Below are 16524 nucleotides of genomic sequence, written 5' to 3'. Positions count from 1 at the left end.
GGTCCGAGCCACCGCACGCATAGGCTTTGCGGGTGATTCGAACCAGGGCTTCAGACATGTCCATTGCAGTATCCCCCCAGTTGCTGACCGTCGACGAGGTGCGCAGAGGGCTGCACCGCCGGGAGTTCCAGGCCTATGTGCAACCCAAGTTCAACTTGCGAAGCCATCAAGTGCCTTGCGTGGAAGTACTTGCCCGCTGGCACCATCCCCTGCGTGGCCTACTGGGCCCCGCGACCTTTCTCCCACTGATGGGGCACGGATGGTTGCTCGACGAGCTGCTCTGCAGCCTGCTGGACCAGGGCCTTGCCTGCCAGCTGGAGCTGCACCGGCAAGGACGCGAAATGGGCTTTGCCTTCAACCTCAGCTTGCATCAGTTGGTCGACGAAGGGCTGGTCGACCGCCTGGAGGCACGCTTGCAAGCGCATCCCTTGTCGTTGTCGGCGGTGACTCTGGAGATCACCGAGGATGCAGGGACCCACATCTTGCCCGTCGTGACTCAACGGATACTTCGCCTGAAGCGATTGGGGGTGCGCCTGTCGATGGATGATTTCGGTACAGGCCACTCCTCACTGTGGCGCCTGTGCCAGTTGCCGTTCGATGAGATCAAGCTGGCGGGGGAATTCACGCGTCAGCTCACCACACCGGGGCGCGCGCAGGCGATCGTGGGCCATGCGCGAACCCTGGCTGAGGAGCTGGGAATGGAGTTGATTGTCGAAGGTATCGAAACCCGGGCGCAGCGTTCGATCCTCATGGGGTTGGGGGTTCGTTTCGGGCAGGGCTATCTCTGCGCCAGGCCCATGTCACTGGGCGCGCTGGGAGGCTGGCTGGAGCAGCCGCCCAGTGCTGCCGGTCAATCGTATTCGATGATGTAGTTGAGCGTTGCGTTCGCCATGCCCGCTTTGACCTGCTGCCCGGCCTTTCTGGCATAGGCGGCGTTGACGGGCAGGCGATACAGTTCTCCGCCAGGTTGACTGTTGATCCAGCCCATGGATAGCGCGCTACCCCTGGAGAAGGGCAGCAGCGCGCCACTGCCGTTGCTCAACGAAATCTCCACCCCTGTTGCCCCTCCCGCGTCGAGGTTGAGGCGGCCAGGACCGCTGGAGTTCCCTTCGAAATAGACCCGCACCGGGATCTTCGTTCCTGCCGGCATGCCGGCGCAGAGTACGTCGAGGTTGAATGATTTCTGTTGCTTGCCGATATCGCCGATCGACACCCGCCCCATGGGAATGGTGAGTTTCTCAACGCCAGCACAGCCAGAGAAGTAGCTGCGGGTTTCAAGCTTGGTACTGCCTGCGACCAGTATCTGCGCTGCGTTCCAGCCGTTGATGTCCTGCTCGATACGAAAGTTCATCGTCGCGGTTCCCTGGCTGACATCGCGCGAGGTGCGGATGAATTCGAGCTGGATGGACTTGATCACGTTGATGTACATGCTGGCGCTATTACGGTAACCCTGCTTCAGTGGCAAGCTGCCGCTTGCATTGCCGGCCGCGCTCATGAAACGCACACCCACTCCCGGGATGCCGGTCTTGTAGACATCGGTGAAGCCGTCTGCCAGTTCGCCGTCGGCGATGTAGTGTTCACCGTGGTAGTTGGGGGTGGCAGGAAACGGGCACTTGATCTGCCAGATCTCGGTGTGGATGGTCGCCTTGGGCGCCGTGGCCATGACCGATCCGACGGGCGCGCTCTTGAGCTCAATGGCGCTTGGCGCAGTCATCGAAAAATACCTTTTTTGGCTGCCGCTGCCTCCGGTGTACCAGAAGCATCCATCCGAGTTGGCGGCCTGCGCCGTATTGAAGGCCAGCGCAGCGAAGGCTGCAGCGAGGGCCAGAACCTGCGGTTTCATTTCATGACTCCGTGAGCGGCTGAGCACTGCATGCCGCGTTCACCTGGTCATACACCAGGGACGCGTCGCGCTCAGGTAGGGTGTAGGGGATATGGCAACTGCCGCCTGCCCAGCGCGCCTGCAACTGGCCCTTGTCCGGGATGCCGAACACCAGCGCCCGCGACTGGTTGTCCACTACGGCCAGCAGCTTCTCGCCTTCGAACAGCTGTGCGCCGAAGGGCAGGTTGGCCCCGGTGGACTGCAGCAGGTTGAACTGCACGCGACGTCCGGAAGATGCCGCGAAGTGTGCCTTGACCACCGCTCCGCGGCGTGGCACGACTCGGGTCGAGGTCTCGTTGACGTCCACGTCCGTGCCCAGGGTCTGGGTATCGAGGCTCAGGTTGTTGTAGCGGTAGGGCTGCACGTAGCCTTCGAGGGTGTAGCCGGCGCCATCGGTACGTCCGCTGGCACCTTCCAGCCGCGCCCCCTTGACCCCCGGGACCTCGATCAGCGCGAAGGTCACGCCGCCGCTGTGGGCGACTATCGAGCCGGTCGCCGTCAGGTCCAGGTGGCGTGAGGCACCGGATTTGGCATAGTTCCCGGCGACCTTGGCCGAAGGCGCATCCCAACCCATGCCGACGCTGCCTGAGCGTTCCTGGTCGGATCTTCCGGCTTGGGCGGAGTAGGAAAGCGTGCCGGCGTCGTCCAGATAGCCGGAAACCCCCGTCTGCAGGCTGTCATCGCCCTTGCCTGCGTGGGTATAGCTGCTGTACAGGCGCTGCGAGCGCGTGCTGGAGCCGAAGGGGATGCTCACCGACATCGCCAGTTGATTGTCCGAAGCCTGCGAAGTGCCGGCGCTCTGGGTATGCGATGCAGAAATACTGAAGCTCACTTCGCCGACGTTACCGCTGTAGCCCAGCTGGATGCGCCGGGTGTTGCCGGTACGGTCCCAGTAGTTGGTTTCGCCGGCACTGAGAAAAACCGAGCCGTTGTTGCCGATTGACTGGTTGATGCTCAGATCCAGGCGGTTCTTGGGCCTGGCACTGACGAAGTCCTGGCGATTGGCCTCGGCCATCTCCTGGATGTGCTCGCTCAGTGTCCGGTAGCCGGAGGTGGAGTAGCGATACCCCACCATGGTGAAGGTGGTGTTGGTGCTGTCGAGCGTCTTGGAGTACAGGAAGCGCGCACTTTGTCCGGTCGCGGCCTTGCCGTGCCCCGGGCGCGAGTGGCTATTGGTGACGTCCAGCGACATGCCGCCGACCGTGGTGTTGAGGCCCAGGCCCAGGTTGACGGCGCTGTAGCCGTCGGCACCCAGCAGTCCGCCGTAGGTGGTCAGGTTGTCGGTGGCGCCATAGACCGCGGTGCCCTGTAGCAGGTTCGGTGCTTTTTGCCCATCGTTGTCGTACTTGCCCAGCGACAGGCTGTACTGGAAAGTGCCGCGCCGTACCATCACCGGCAGGTAGGAATAGGCCTGGCTGAACGAGCGTTTACGGCCGTCCGACTCGACGATGGTGACTTCAAGATCGCCATTGGAACCACCCGGGTAGATGTCGCGAATCTCGAAGGCGCCCGGCGAGACGGTGGTGGAATAGATGACGTAGCCGTTCTGGCGCACCTCCACCGTGGCGTGGGTTTCGGCGATGCCGCGAACGACCGGTGCATAGCCGGATTCGTTGTCCGGCAACATGCCGATGTCCGAGCCCAGCTGGAAACCGCGAAAGCGGCTGCTGTCGAAGATATCGCCGTTGGTATAGAGCTGACCCATGGCAAACCGCCCCTTCAGCTCGGTGATGTCGTGCTCCAGGTAGGTCCGGTTGCTGGAGAAATGGCGCGACATGCCGGTGCTCTGGCTGATCGCTGCTTCGTTACGCAGGCGCCACTGGCCGATGTTGAAGCCATTGCGCAGGCCCAGGTAGCCATAGTCGCTGTTGAACCCGTCACTGGTGTTGCGGTTGTAGTTCAACTGGTAGTTACTGAAAAACGCAGTGATCCCGTTGTCCCATAGCGAAGGGTCGACATACCCGCGTGAGCGTCGCTTGAGGTAGGCCTGGGGCACGCTCACGTACAGCGCGAGCCTTGAGGCGTCCATTTCAATGGATGCACCTTCGATACGCAGCAGGACCACTGGGTCGGTGTCCAAGCTGTCTGGCGAGACGATGCCTTCATGCTTCAGGCGCTCGATATCCATGCCCATCTCGCGTAACAGGCCAAGACTCAGAACAGGTTGTGCGTTGGTGGAATCACCCTCGTCATCCAGGGTGAAGGTGATTTCCTCGCGTCGCTCCAGGCGCTGGTTCAGGTACAGGTCGACGCTGTAGCTGCCCGGGACCACGCCATTGCTCTGCTCGAAGTAGCGAAGGTCGACTTCGGCCCCCTTGTTCTGCAGGAACATGGGGTTGAACTGCGCGGCGCTGGCGGGAGTGGTACCAAGAAAGCTGGCGGTGGCAAATAACGGGATACAGGCATTCGAGTATTTCCAGGCTCGTTTGTTGCCAGGCCTCTTTGGATAATCATTCATGTTCATTGACAGCACTTTCCTGTGCACGCGGACTCGAGCCGACCGCTCGGCGTCCGCGAGAATTGAGAAGGGAGGGGTGTGGAAAGCGCGTCAGAACTGGAGAGAAACGCTGTGTTTCTCTAGGGCGCCGTAGTCGTTGATGGATTCCCAGCGAACCTGCGCTACCCCACTGAAGTCGGAGGGAAGGCCCTTGATGATCATCTTGCGGGTGTCGTGCGGTCCGACCATGGCGGACTCGACCGCATACTCCTGGTGGTTGGCCAGAACCCGTACCTGAGCCAGCGAGACGTGAAAGGCTGTGTCGTTGATTGCCTGCAGAGCCGGTACGTTGCCCGCCTTGAGCGCAGCCCACTGCAGCTGCTTGGCCGATTCCTCGGCGTTGCCGGGCAGGCCCTGGGGCCGGTAGAACAGTTTAAGGCGCTGGCGGAACGCGACCTGCAGGCTGTTGTTGGCATCAGACACCTGCGGGATTTCCTGGATACTCAGCCAGACCACGGATTCGCGATCCTGCACAAGGCCTTTGCCTTGGTAGAAGATGCGCAGCGTCTGTTGCTTGCGGTGGCCAAGGCGCGCTAGCGAAGGTGTGACAGCAAATGGTACATCTGCTTGCTGATGTCCTGGTTCGGCCTCGATCCAAGCCTGGATCATGATGTCCTCGGCCCCCAGGTTGCTGACCTGGATGGACGCTTCGCGGTCACTGGCTGGAAAGATGATTCGCGTGCCACCGACCTGGATGCCGGCCAGGCAGATCCCGGAGGACATGGAGAGCGTCAGCAGCATGCAGAGACGCAAAATCAATCCTGGTTTCATTACGGACTCGGAAAAAGCAAAAAAACGAAGAGGAGGGCGGGGGCGATACACCCCCGCCAGGGCGACTTATTCGTAAGTCAGCGTGAACGGCAGGGTGCCGTTGGCGGTGCCCGGCTTGAGCTCGCTGCCGTTGGCGACATAGGAGGCACGCATGTTCAGTGCGGCAGAGTACTTGGCCTGTTCACCTTCGCCGGAAGCAGTCAGCGCTGCGCTGTAGGCCTCGTTCGCCGAGAGGTTGATCAACTGGCTGTTTTCGTCGTACATGCCGATGCCCACTCCGCCGGCGCTGCCAGTGGTTTTGAGCAGGCTGTTGTTGTTCGGATCGATGCCGGAGCCGGACATCGGGTCGAAGCCGAACTTCACGGTGGTCAGGCCGGCTGCGGTGTTGCCGCAGTCCAGGTTAAGGTTGATCGAGGTCCCGGCAGCCAGTCCTGCCTCGGCGGAGCCGCCCAGGGCATCCATGCTGACTTTACCCAGGTTGACCTCGACGATCTGCTGGCCTTGCCCACCTCCGACAGAGGAACCGGCACCTGCCGAGGCGACGCAGGAGGCGGCGGTGATTTCGCCGGTGAAGTTGATGGTGCCATCGGCGGCCTGGGCGGAATTGGCCAGAACACAGGCAGTCGAGGCGATCATCAGGAACTTGATTGCTTTCATGGGGAGAGTCTTTCCTTGCAGGTATATATCAGGCAGAAAGCGCCTTGAATCAGCGCAAGGAAATTCTAGGAAGGTGGGCCGTTAGGGTTAACAAGAAGCGTCTTGGAAGACGCCCGGCCGTTTCTTGAGTTGGCACTGGTGGGGTTGCCGGCGCCGAGGCCAGCTGCTCTTTAGGGATTGAACGCAGGAGCCCGGGCCTTGCTCATGGGTGGTCAGTTGAGTTGCGAGCGGCCGATACCGGCCCGCTGCGTCGTTCAACCCTGGCCGGTAGGGCTCTTACAGACTGTCGGGGTCGCCGAAGAACATCTGGATCCGTGAGCGCAGCCAACGCTCCCCGGGGTCGTTGTCCTGGGAGCCGCGCCAGGTCATGTGCATTTCGAAGCTGCGCACCGGCAGGGGCGGGTCTTCGGCACGTACGCCGCCGGCGGCGGTGAGGGCGTCGGCGGTGTAGTCGGGGACGGTGGCGAGGATGTCGGTGCCGGCCAGCAGGGTGCTCAGGCCATTGAATTGCGGCACCGCCAGCACCACGTGGCGCTTGCGCCCGAGTTTCTCCAGCTCTTCATCGATGAAACCGCTCAGGTCGCCGGCGAACGACACCAGGGCGTGGGGGCGGGTGCAGAAGTCGTCCAGGCTCAGGGGGCCGGGCATGGTGTCGGCGCGCAGCAGCTTGGGCATGCTGCGGCGCAGCACCTTGCGCTTGGCATTGGCTGGCAGGTCGGTGGTGTAGCTGACGCCGATGGATATCTCCCCGGAAGCCAGCAGCGAGGGCATCAGCAGGTAGTTGGTCCGGCGTACCACCAGGACGATGCCCGGGGCTTCGGCGCGCAGACGCTTGAGCAGCATCGGTAGCAGGGCGAACTCGACGTCGTCGGACAGGCCGATGCGAAACACCGCGGTGCTGGTGGCCGGGTCGAATTCGGCGGCGCGGCTCACGGCAGTGGAGATCGAGTCCAGCGCCGGAGACAACAGGGCGAAGATCTCCACGGCTCGGGCGGTAGGCTCCATGCTGCGGCCGGTGCGCACGAACAGCGGGTCGTCGAACAGATTGCGCAGGCGCGAGAGGGCCGCGCTGATGGCGGGCTGGCCAAGGAACAGCTTTTCGGCGGCGCGGGTCACACTGCGTTCGTGCATCAATGTTTCGAACACGATCAACAGGTTCAGGTCGACACGACGCAGGTCATTACGATTCATCTGGAGTCCTGGCAGAGTCAGCGAGCTTGACGGGAGCGGCCATATCGAAACAATGGCCGGCGTGAATCTTACGGGTAAAGGCTGCTACTCTGCACCGGCTAATTGCCTGGATCGCCCCATGGAGAGCGCCCGACCCCGATTTTCAAGGGCCTGGAATCGATGACAGGCATGTCGACTATTAATCAGCACTGATAGTCTTGCTTTCAAAGCCCGGATAAAGTCCGCGGCATTAGAGGTTTTTTTTGACGAGGTTTGCGATGTCCCGCGCGATTCGTTTTCACAAGTTTGGACCGGCCGAGGTGCTCAAGTGCGAAGAGCATGCGGCCTCGTTGCCTGCGCCAGGCGAAGTGCAGGTACGAGTCGAAGCCATCGGTATCAGCTGGTATGACGTGCTCTGGCGGCAGAACCTGGCTTCCTCCCATGCCCGGTTGCCTTCTGGCCTGGGCCATGAGATGGCCGGTGTGGTCACCGCCGTGGGCGAGGGCGTCGAGGACCTGGCAGTGGGCGACAAGGTCGCCAGCTTTCCTGCCGAAAGTCCCAATGACTACCCGGTGTATGGCGAGCAGATCGTCCTGCCACGCTCGGCCCTGACTCGTTACCCGGAGGTCCTGAGCCCGATCGAGGCGGCCGTGCACTACACGCCGCTGCTGATCGCCTACTTTGCCTATGCCGACCTGGCGCGGGTCAAGCCTGGGCAGTTCGCCCTGGTTACCGATGCCAGCCATTGCGCCGGCCCGTCCTTCGTCCAACTGGGCAAGGCCCTGGGCGTGCGGGTGATTGCCGTCACCAAGACCGCCGAGGAGCGCGAGTACCTGCTGTCCCTCGGTGCAGAGAAGGTGATCGTCACCGAAGAACAGGACTTGCTGATGCAGGTCAACAAGCTCACGGACAGTCGTGGCGTCGATGTGGTGTTCGATGGCCTCGGCGGGCCGCAGATGTCCATGCTCGGCGATGTCCTGGCGCCTCGCGGCAGCCTGGTGCTGTACGGCCTGCAAGGCGGCAACCAGACACCGTTCCCGGCTTGCGCGGCGTTCCAGAAGAACATCCAGTTCTTCGTGCACTGCATCGGCAACTTCACCGGTAAACCCGAGCTGGGGATCACCCAGGACCAGGCAGCCTTGCAACGGGCGCTGCGTGATATCAACCAGTTGACTACCGACCGGGTGCTGGTGCCATTGAAGACCCGGGTCTTCCCGTTCAGCGAGTTTGTCCAGGCGCACCGCTATATGGATGAATGCCCATGCCGCGAGCGGGTCGCACTGCAGGTCGAACCGGCCTGATTCCCTGACGCCAGGCTTCGCTTTCGAAGCCTGGCGTTCTTGTTCCTGCCTTCCTGGCAAATGCTTGCCTGTTGCTCTTGCCCATACATTTTCCTGGCGTTGCGTGCCCCCTGGGTTCGTGGCAAATGTTGCCGTGGCCGACGGATAGATTCCATCGCGCTGCGGTCAAACTGCCAGTAAACTGCGCGGCATTCTCGAACCACCCATCTTTTGAGGTTTTGCATGACTCTCAGTCCTTTTGCGGGCAAACCGGCACCAACCCAGTTGTTGGTGGATATCCCGCGACTGGTTACGGCTTACTACACCGGTCAGCCTGATGCATCGGTCCCTACCCAGCGCGTGGCGTTCGGCACCTCCGGGCATCGTGGCAGCTCGTTCGACCTGAGTTTCAACGAGTGGCATGTCCTGGCCATCAGCCAGGCCATCTGCCTGTACCGCGAAGCCCAGGGTATCGATGGTCCGCTGTTCCTGGGGATCGATACCCATGCTCTCTCGACCCCGGCCGGTGCCAGCGCCCTGGAGGTCCTGGCTGCCAATGGCGTGACCGTGATGATCGCCGAAGGCGACGAATACACCCCGACGCCCGCCGTCTCCCATGCCATCCTCTGCTACAACCGTGGCCGCACTTCGGGCCTGGCGGACGGTATCGTCATCACACCGTCGCACAATCCGCCGCAAAGCGGCGGCTTCAAGTACAACCCCACCAACGGCGGCCCGGCCGATACCCACATCACCAAGTGGATCGAGGCCAAGGCCAACGAACTGCTGGCGGCCCGGCTGGCCGGGGTCAAGCGCATCAGCTTTGAGCAGGCGCTGAAGGCCGACACCACCCATCGCCATGACTACGTCAATACCTATGTCGCCGACCTGATCAACGTCATCGACCTGGATGCCATTCGCAATGCCAAGCTGCGCCTGGGCGTGGACCCGCTGGGTGGAGCAGGGGTGCGCTACTGGTCGGCGATCGCCGAGCACTACAAGCTGGACCTGGATGTGGTGAACCGCGAAGTGGACGCGACGTTCCGCTTCATGTCAGTGGACTGGGACGGGCAGATCCGCATGGACCCATCCTCCAGCCACGCCATGCAGGGCCTGATCGGCTTGAAGGAGCGCTTCGACGTGGCCTTCGCCTGCGACCCGGACCATGACCGTCACGGCATCGTCACTCCGAGCGGTGGCCTGCTGGCGCCGAACAACTACCTGGCGGTATCCATCGACTACCTGTTCCAGAATCGTCCGCAATGGCGCGCTGATGCCGCGGTAGGCAAGACCGTGGTCAGCAGCGGCTTGATCGACCGTGTGGCGGCCCGCCTGGGCCGGCGCTTGTATGAAGTGCCGGTGGGCTTCAAGTGGTTTGCCGACGGCTTGTTCGATGGCTCCCTGGGCTTTGGCGGCGAAGAAAGCGCTGGGGCTTCGTTCCTGCGCAGGGATGGCGGTGTGTGGTGCACCGACAAGGACGGCCTGATCCCGGCATTGCTGGCGGCGGAAATGACCGCCCGTACGGGTCGCGATCCGAGCCAGGCCTATCGTGCATTGTGCGATGAGCTGGGTGAGCCGTTCTCTGTACGGGTCGATGCCAAGGCCAACCCGCAGCAGAAGGCGTTGCTCAGCAAGCTGTCGCCACAGCAGGTGACCTCCACTGAGCTTGCGGGCGAGCCGATCCAGCAGATCCTCAGCCACGCTCCGGGCAACGACCAGGCCATTGGCGGCTTGAAGGTAATGACCGAGAACGGCTGGTTCGCCGCACGGCCATCCGGTACCGAGGACATCTACAAGATCTACGCCGAAAGCTTCATCGGCAATGATCACCTCAAGCAATTGGTGCAGCAAGCCCAGGCCCTGGTGGATGGCGCCATCAGCGGCAACTGATCAGGCGATTGCCGGCAAATAAAAAGGGGCGACCATCTCGGTCGCCCCTTTTTTATTTGCCGCTGTGTCGCGCCTAGTCTCAGGCCAGGTCCACCAGGACGATCTCGCTGTCCTGTACTGCGGTTACCCGTAGCACCTGTTCATCCTGCACGGCGACGCCGTCTCGAGCTTCGGCGCGCAAGCCATTGATCTCGATGATCCCGGTGGCCGGCACCAGGTAGGCCCGGCGCCCGGCGTCCAGGCGATACTCGGCGCTTTCACCGGCCTTGAGGTTGGCTGCCACCAACCGCGCATCGGCACGGATACGCAGGCTCTCCACGTCGCCATCCTTGCCGCTGGCCAGGGTCACGAAGCCTTCACGTTGCCCCTTGGGAAACGGTTTGGCGCCCCAGGAAGGCGCAGAACCGGCCTGGTTGGGGATGATCCAGATCTGGAAGATCTTGGTTGGCGTGTCTTCCAGGTTGTACTCACTGTGGGCGATGCCGGTGCCGGCACTCATCACCTGCACGTCGCCCGCCTCGGTACGCCCCTTGTTGCCCAGGTTGTCCTGATGGCTGATGGCGCCTTCGCGCACATAGGTGATGATCTCCATATCCCGGTGCGGATGCTGCGGGAAGCCGGTGCCGGGGGCGATCACATCGTCGTTCCAGACCCGCAGGTTGCCCCAGTGCATGCGTTCGGGATCGTAGTACTCGGCAAAGGAAAAGTGGTGATGGGCATCCAGCCAGCCGTGGTTGGCGCCGCCCAGGGAACTGAAGGGTCTGAGTTCAAGCATGATCGTCTCCTCGTCAGGGTTCGTCATGGCACGTTGCGTCTGGCCAAAAACGATAACCGTTGGTTGATGGCGAGCATCATCTATCAGTCATTGATCGATAAAAAGCGCAAAAAATACCGTAATCCAATCGATAAAGTAGATGTTTTTTAAGCTGACGAAGAGGATGCCGAATCTCCGGTTCATCGCTTAAGTTGATGACTTGCAAGCAATTGACTGGATGCTGCGAGAAAATCCGGCGACCATAACCGCTCAAGCCTCACACCCTGGAGTCCGCGTGTCGCAACACACCCCCGATCTACCTCCCGAACTCATGCCACTGGCGCAGATGCCGTTGCTCAAGCGCCTGGCAGCGCGTTTCTTCGGTCATGGCCTGAGTCGCCTGCGGGCCCAGCATCGGGCGTCCTGGCTGCATGGCCAGGCGGATGGCTTTCGCAGTGGCCATACGGCAGGGGTGGAGTACGGTTACCGGGAAGGACGCTTGGAGGGCTTGGAGGAAGGCCGGCAGGTCTTGCTGATTCGCGACAGCCGCAATACCGAGCACAGACCCCCGGGCGTGGACGACCGCCTGTTCGACGATTGGCGCCTGCCCCTGGGGGCCGAGCTGAAGAAGCGCTTCAAGGCCGATGTCGCGCGCTTGCTGGCGCCCGAGGCCCAGCCCAGTGCCGCGCAATGGAAAATGATCTTCAGCGATACTCCAGCCACCGCGGTGATCGCGGGGGCCGGGGCCGGCAAGTCGACCTCGCTGGTGCTGCGCCTGCTGTTGCTCCATCACTACCTGGGGTTCGAGCTGGACTCCATGACCGTGGTGACCTTCACCCGGGAGTCGCGCAAGGATTTCATCGCCAAGCTGATACAGGTGTTCGCCCTGTGGGGCCGGCAACTGGATGCCCGGCAGGCCCGGGACCTGGTGCGCACCTTCCATTCACGGATCCTGCCCATGGTCCGCAGCCTGCCGGGGTTCGAACGGCTGCAGGCCTTCGAGAACCTCAACGAGCGGCAGCCGGGCCTCGACGCCGAGGTGGACAGCAACCCCTTCGACCTGCGTATCAACGATGCCCAGCGCAAGCACCTCAACGCCTGCTATCAGGGGCTGTATAACAGCGACGAGCGCTTTCGCCTGGCCTTGAAACCGCTGTTGCGCCATGCCCTGCAGCTCAAGGAGCTGGAGCGTGATCACCCGGATGTGCAAAAGCGCATGGCCGTCACCGAGCTGGCGGCCAAGCGCGACGAGGAACTGTGCGACGCAGTGGAGGACTTGTGGTTCAGGGCCGGAGCCTGGCCGATCAAGGGCATCGAACCCAAGCGTCAACGCTTCGAGATCAACGGCGCATCGTTCCACTGCCATGGTTACTGCGCCGAACTCGATGCCTGGGTGGTGCTGGGCTTCGACCCGCGGGAAAACTCGCAGATCACCCGCCCCGGAGCCAAACTGAGTGTCCGTGCGGAGTGGGCGGTAAAACGCACCCTGTTTCAAGCTTTCTGTCGTAAGCCATTGATTTGGCTTGATAGTTATGAAGACTCAAAACGCGCCCTTGGCGCTTTTTCGGCCCAGGCCAGTGCCGGCCCTGGCTTCGATTACCGGGCCAAGGGCGAGCTGGCTTCGGCACCGCTGCTGGATTGTTTCGTCGCCGCTGCCGGGTTCATCGAGAACCTGGGGCTGGATGTGGGCGACGCCGTGGGCCGCATGAGTTTTGCCCAGGATGACCCGGACCGGTACTTCTTCGAGGCCCTGAGCCTGTTCTGGCGCGCCCTGGAAGACCATCTGCTGGACCAGTCGCCACCGATCATGACCTACAACCGCATGTTCGCCCTGTTCAGCGAGCGTTCGCCGGAGAACTTCAAACTGCTGGCCGACGCCTGCCTGAGGCCGATGTCGCACCTGATGATCGACGAGTTCCAGGATGTTTCGCCGCAGATCGTCTCCTGGATCAAGGCCAGCCTCGGCGAGATCCGCCGTCGTGGCGCGACGCTGCATGTCGGGCGTGGTGCGCAGCATTCCTCGTTGTTGTGCGTGGGGGACGACTGGCAGTCGATCTATGGCTGGCGGGGTAGCTCGCCGCGCTACTTCATCGAGTTCAACAAGGAGTTTCCATCCCCGGGCGTCACCCGGGTGATGCTCAGCGAGAACTACCGCAGCCACCAGTACGTCATTGATGCGGCGGAGCACATCGTCCGCTCGGCCCCGACGATTGCCGGTAAGAAAGCCAAGGCCAGCGGCGAGGCCCGCGAGCCATGGCCGGTGCAAGTGCTGGATCGGGACGACGAGGGCTTGGCCCAGCGTTTGACGGAGCACTATCGACAGGGCGATTCAATCTTGATGTTGTTTCGAAAAACAAGTGATAAGTTATTGATTGAAAACGAAATTTCACAAATAGTTAATGTTGATTCTAGCTTGCCGCCAGCGGCCAGGCGGCTCAAGCAGTTGACCTTTCACAGCGCCAAGGGCTTGCAGGCCGACGTGGTATTCCTGCTGGGCGATTGCCAGCACCTGAGTAGCTCCCCTTACAAGAACCAGGTGTATCGCATGGCCGGGCTGGGCAAGGACGGCGATGCCACGCCCTACGACAGCGCCCAGAAAGACGAGATCCTGCGCCTGGCCTATGTGGGCATCACTCGGGCGGTCAAGCACTGCTACTGGTATGTCGAGCGCCAGGACTCCAGTGCGGGCAATGCTCCGAGGGCGTCGGACCGGGTGCCGAAGGACAAGCCGTATTTCCAGGACCTGCGGCAACGGCCATGAAAAAGCCCGCCGGTTGGGCGGGCCTGGGTGAAGGGGTCAGGCCTTGAGGACCAGGGAGGGCGAGAAGGCCTCCAGCTCATCCTCCACCGCCTCGATTATTCGTTCGACATCCGCGGCGCTCATTACCGTTGCGCAGGGAATGCCGGCGATGGCGATCATGGTTTCGCCGCTGGCGCGGTCGAAGAGCCGGGCGATCATGCTGCCAGGCGCATCCATGCTGGCTTCGAAACCCATGGGATGAAAATGCCAGCGCATCAGCTGGCAGGCGTTGGGGAAGGTGACTTTGCTGGCCCAGGCTGTGTTCATCGATGGCCCACCTTGATTCATTGAGCGCTTCCTTGTGCTCGCGGTAGGAACGAGGGCTCGTCGCTGAGCCGCTCGGTTGAGGTTCTAAAAATAGCACCGGGTCATGGCCGCTTGCAGTTTTTTTGGCCACCGTCCGGCGGTTCGTTCATGAAAGTTTGATGCCAGCCCTGCAGGCATTGGATGACCGAGCGCGCGGCTTGTCCCGGTTATCAGGGTGGTGATTGCCGCCTGTCGGCAAGTTCGGCAAGCTGCACTTTTTCTTTTCGGGAAATCTATGGCTGGCGCTGACGACGGGCCCCTGCAAACCGAAATCACCGGCGACACGGTGATGCGCTACCACCTGTGCTGGAAGCTGCGCGATCTGGAAGGGGTGATGGCGCTGTATCACCCGCAGATCCAATACAACGATTTCTTCCAGAATCGCACGCTGGCCCTGGCTGACCTGCGCGAATACGTGCAGGCCAGCATGCCGCGGGCCCCGGACGAGACCCTGGAGCATTGCGATCGCATCCGCCTGGATGGCGACACGGCCTTCATCCAGTACCAGGTGACCCTGAGGGGCAGCCAGGGGCTGGTGTCGTTCCGGGCCAGCGAAGCGATCACCGTGCGTGACGGCCTGATCTGGCGGGTCAACGAATATGCGGCCCTGGTGCGCGAAGGGGCTTCGGCCCAGGCTACCGGCGGCCCGCGTCCGGCAACCAGTCGCCTGGGGTTGTCGCCGCGCCAGCTGGGGCGCATGGCCAACGACCTGGAGCAATACTTCCAGCACCAGCAGTCCTATCTGGACCCGGAGCTGGACCTGCAACGGGTGGCCGCTGAATCCGGCTACAGCCGCAACCAGATTTCCTACCTGCTCAACCAGGTGCTGGGCCAAAGCTTCTACCGCTATGTGAACCAGGCGCGCCTGCAACATGTGCTGGCGGCCCTGGAACAGGCCGTGCCGCCGGTGCGGGTCGATGAGCTGGCCTTCGCCGCGGGCTTCAATTCACTGTCGGCGTTCTACAACTGTTTTCGCCAGCACACCGGCCAGACCCCCAAGGCCTATGCCCGGAAAATTTCCTTGCGTGCACGGGCACAAGACAGCGCCTGAGGCCGGGCACTAGGATCGGCCATCGAAAGTTCGGTTGGCGGAGTGTTGGCATGCCTGCGTGGCGCAATATCAGTTTGTGGATGGACCAGCTCGACGAGCCGCTAACCCCCCGGCCAGCCCTGGAACGGGACCTGGACCTGGACGTGGCGATCATCGGCGCCGGCTACACCGGCCTGTGGACCGCCTATTACCTCAAGCGCCTGGATCCTGGGTTGAAGATCGCCGTGTTCGAGGCACAGATCGCCGGTTTCGGTGCCTCCGGGCGCAATGGCGGCTGGCTGATGGGCAACTTGCTGGGCGAGGACCGCCTGCTGGCGCCGCTGCCGCCCGAACAGCGCCGGGCCTCCTATGAACTGCTGCATGGCATACCCGATGAGGTGGCCAACGTCATCGAACGTGAAGGCATCGACTGCGACTACCGCAAGGGCGGCGTGCTGTATTGCGCGGCCCGTTATCCGGAGCAGCACGCCAGCCTGCGCCAGTACCTGGCGCATCTGCATGACCAGGGCCTTGGCGAGGCCGACTACCGTTGGCTGACTCCCGAGCAACTGGCTGGGCAACTGCGCGTGGCCAATGCCTATGGGGCGATCCAGGCTACCCATTGCGCCACCATCCAGCCGGCCAAGCTGGTGCGCGGCCTGGCCCGGGCGGTGGAGCGCCTGGGGGTGGCGCTCTACGAGAACAGCCCGGTGACCCATTGGCAGTCCGGCAGCCTGCAGACTCCACGGGCGGCGGTGCGCAGCCGCTGGATAGTGCCGGCGGTGGAGGGCTATTCGGTGACCCTGGCCCCCCTGGGGCGCTACCAACTGCCGGTGCAGAGCCTGCTGGTGGCCACCGAGCCGCTGCCCCAGTCCACCTGGGACGAGATCGGCCTGAGCCAGGGCCAGGCCTTCAGCGAGGGCAGTCGCCAGGTCACCTACGGCCAGCGCACCCTGGACGACCGCCTGGTGTTCGGCGCGCGGGGTGGCTATCAGTTCGCTGGCAAGCTGCGCCACGACTTCAACCTGAGCCAGGACGAAGTGCAACTGCGCCGCTACCTGTTCGGCGAGCTGTTTCCACAACTCAAGAACGTGCGCATCACCCATGCCTGGGGCGGCAACCTGGGCATGTCGCGCCAGTTCCATCCGCACATGCTCTGCGACCGCCACAAGGGCATCGCCCTGGCTGGCGGCTACGGTGGCGAGGGCGTAGGGGCCAGCAACCTGGGCGGCCGGACCCTGGCCGAGCTGATTCTGCAGCGCGACAGCCCGTTGGTACGCCAGCCCTGGGTCCTGCCCGAAGGCGGCCTGGACCGACTGCGGGCCTGGGAGCCCGAGCCCTGCCGCTGGCTGGGCTACAACGCGATCATTCAAAGCTTCGTTCACGAAGACCAGACCCTGGCCAATCCGGCCACGGCTCCCTGGCGGCGCAGGATGGCCAGCCGGATCGCCGGGTTCATGGAAGGCTTCATGCACTGACCCGGCTTC

At 62.6% G+C, this 16524-nt stretch carries 13 protein-coding genes; 6 read left to right on the top strand and 7 right to left on the bottom strand.

The genetic code is table 11. The features are described from left to right. The first annotated feature begins 56 nt into the window (after positions 1-56). Positions 57-872, top strand: coding sequence for an EAL domain-containing protein (locus ATY02_RS17020; RefSeq protein WP_068583381.1), 816 nt, complete (start codon positions 57-59; stop codon positions 870-872). Here ATY02_RS17020 and ATY02_RS17015 read toward each other — a convergent pair. The 5 genes from ATY02_RS17015 to ATY02_RS16995 all read right to left on the bottom strand — a co-directional run bounded on the left by ATY02_RS17015 (position 851) and on the right by ATY02_RS16995 (position 6998). Next, positions 851-1843: a fimbrial protein gene (locus ATY02_RS17015; RefSeq protein ID WP_068583384.1), complete on the bottom strand. Its 993-nt coding sequence runs from the start codon at positions 1841-1843 to the stop codon at positions 851-853. The two genes, ATY02_RS17020 and ATY02_RS17015, sit on opposite strands and share 22 nt — an antisense overlap. Position 1844: 1 nt before the next feature. Beyond that, the gene (locus tag ATY02_RS17010) at positions 1845-4346 is read right to left on the bottom strand and encodes a fimbria/pilus outer membrane usher protein (protein WP_228022305.1); all 2502 of its coding nucleotides are present in this window, start codon (positions 4344-4346) and stop codon (positions 1845-1847) included. Positions 4347-4430: 84 nt separating this feature from the next. Then, on the bottom strand, positions 4431-5138 hold the full coding sequence (locus tag ATY02_RS17005; RefSeq protein ID WP_228022304.1) for a molecular chaperone: 708 nt from the start codon (positions 5136-5138) through the stop codon (positions 4431-4433). 78 nt (positions 5139-5216) lie between these two features. Continuing rightward, complete coding sequence (locus tag ATY02_RS17000) at positions 5217-5807, bottom strand: fimbrial protein (protein ID WP_068583389.1); 591 nt, start codon at positions 5805-5807, stop codon at positions 5217-5219. Between the two features lie 276 nt (positions 5808-6083). After that, positions 6084-6998 (bottom strand): LysR family transcriptional regulator, encoded by a 915-nt coding sequence (locus ATY02_RS16995; protein ID WP_068583393.1) that lies wholly within the window; start codon positions 6996-6998, stop codon positions 6084-6086. Between the two features lie 257 nt (positions 6999-7255). Here ATY02_RS16995 and ATY02_RS16990 point away from each other — a divergent pair, with 257 nt between their 5' ends. Both ATY02_RS16990 and pgm read left to right on the top strand, forming a co-directional pair. Next, positions 7256-8278: a zinc-dependent alcohol dehydrogenase family protein gene (locus ATY02_RS16990; protein WP_068583396.1), complete on the top strand. Its 1023-nt coding sequence runs from the start codon at positions 7256-7258 to the stop codon at positions 8276-8278. 222 nt (positions 8279-8500) lie between these two features. After that, positions 8501-10147, top strand: coding sequence for a phosphoglucomutase (alpha-D-glucose-1,6-bisphosphate-dependent) (pgm, locus tag ATY02_RS16985; protein ID WP_068583398.1), 1647 nt, complete (start codon positions 8501-8503; stop codon positions 10145-10147). A 79-nt stretch (positions 10148-10226) separates the two neighbouring features. Here the strand turns inward: pgm and ATY02_RS16980 are convergent, their stop codons facing one another. Beyond that, entirely contained in the window at positions 10227-10922 is a 696-nt protein-coding gene (locus ATY02_RS16980) for a pirin family protein (RefSeq protein WP_068583401.1), read from the bottom strand. Between the two features lie 274 nt (positions 10923-11196). On the opposite strand from ATY02_RS16980, the gene ATY02_RS16975 reads away from it, so the two are divergent. Beyond that, positions 11197-13662 carry a UvrD-helicase domain-containing protein gene (locus ATY02_RS16975; protein WP_068583404.1) on the top strand — a complete coding sequence of 822 codons (2466 nt, stop codon included), beginning with the start codon at positions 11197-11199 and terminating at the stop codon, positions 13660-13662. 36 nt (positions 13663-13698) lie between these two features. Here ATY02_RS16975 and ATY02_RS16970 read toward each other — a convergent pair whose 3' ends face one another. Continuing rightward, on the bottom strand, positions 13699-13968 hold the full coding sequence (locus ATY02_RS16970) for a DUF1652 domain-containing protein (RefSeq protein ID WP_068583470.1): 270 nt from the start codon (positions 13966-13968) through the stop codon (positions 13699-13701). 274 nt (positions 13969-14242) lie between these two features. Between ATY02_RS16970 and ATY02_RS16965 the strand changes: the two genes are divergently transcribed. Both ATY02_RS16965 and ATY02_RS16960 read left to right on the top strand, forming a co-directional pair. Then, entirely contained in the window at positions 14243-15058 is an 816-nt protein-coding gene (locus ATY02_RS16965; RefSeq protein ID WP_068583408.1) for an AraC family transcriptional regulator, read from the top strand. Positions 15059-15108: 50 nt separating this feature from the next. Next, positions 15109-16515 carry an NAD(P)/FAD-dependent oxidoreductase gene (locus ATY02_RS16960; protein WP_068583411.1) on the top strand — a complete coding sequence of 469 codons (1407 nt, stop codon included), beginning with the start codon at positions 15109-15111 and terminating at the stop codon, positions 16513-16515. Positions 16516-16524: the final 9 nt, after the last annotated feature.

Source organism: Pseudomonas sp. BIOMIG1BAC (genome assembly GCF_001705995.2).
GTDB classification, from domain to species: domain Bacteria; phylum Pseudomonadota; class Gammaproteobacteria; order Pseudomonadales; family Pseudomonadaceae; genus Aquipseudomonas; species Aquipseudomonas sessilinigenes.
Note: the sequence above shows the minus strand (reverse complement) of the source record. Positions and strands in the feature narration are given on the sequence as shown.

What these genes read in the sequence shown, in the direction of transcription:
- ATY02_RS17020 (WP_068583381.1), top strand. Translation starts at nt 57, where the DNA reads ATGTCCATTGCAGTATCCCCCCAGTTGCTGACCGTCGACGAGGTGCGC.
- ATY02_RS17015 (WP_068583384.1), bottom strand. Translation starts at nt 1,843, where the DNA reads ATGAAACCGCAGGTTCTGGCCCTCGCTGCAGCCTTCGCTGCGCTGGCC.
- ATY02_RS17010 (WP_228022305.1), bottom strand. Translation starts at nt 4,346, where the DNA reads ATGAACATGAATGATTATCCAAAGAGGCCTGGCAACAAACGAGCCTGG.
- ATY02_RS17000 (WP_068583389.1), bottom strand. Translation starts at nt 5,807, where the DNA reads ATGAAAGCAATCAAGTTCCTGATGATCGCCTCGACTGCCTGTGTTCTG.
- ATY02_RS16995 (WP_068583393.1), bottom strand. Translation starts at nt 6,998, where the DNA reads ATGAATCGTAATGACCTGCGTCGTGTCGACCTGAACCTGTTGATCGTG.
- ATY02_RS16990 (WP_068583396.1), top strand. Translation starts at nt 7,256, where the DNA reads ATGTCCCGCGCGATTCGTTTTCACAAGTTTGGACCGGCCGAGGTGCTC.
- pgm (WP_068583398.1), top strand. Translation starts at nt 8,501, where the DNA reads ATGACTCTCAGTCCTTTTGCGGGCAAACCGGCACCAACCCAGTTGTTG.
- ATY02_RS16980 (WP_068583401.1), bottom strand. Translation starts at nt 10,922, where the DNA reads ATGCTTGAACTCAGACCCTTCAGTTCCCTGGGCGGCGCCAACCACGGC.
- ATY02_RS16970 (WP_068583470.1), bottom strand. Translation starts at nt 13,968, where the DNA reads ATGAACACAGCCTGGGCCAGCAAAGTCACCTTCCCCAACGCCTGCCAG.
- ATY02_RS16965 (WP_068583408.1), top strand. Translation starts at nt 14,243, where the DNA reads ATGGCTGGCGCTGACGACGGGCCCCTGCAAACCGAAATCACCGGCGAC.
- ATY02_RS16960 (WP_068583411.1), top strand. Translation starts at nt 15,109, where the DNA reads ATGCCTGCGTGGCGCAATATCAGTTTGTGGATGGACCAGCTCGACGAG.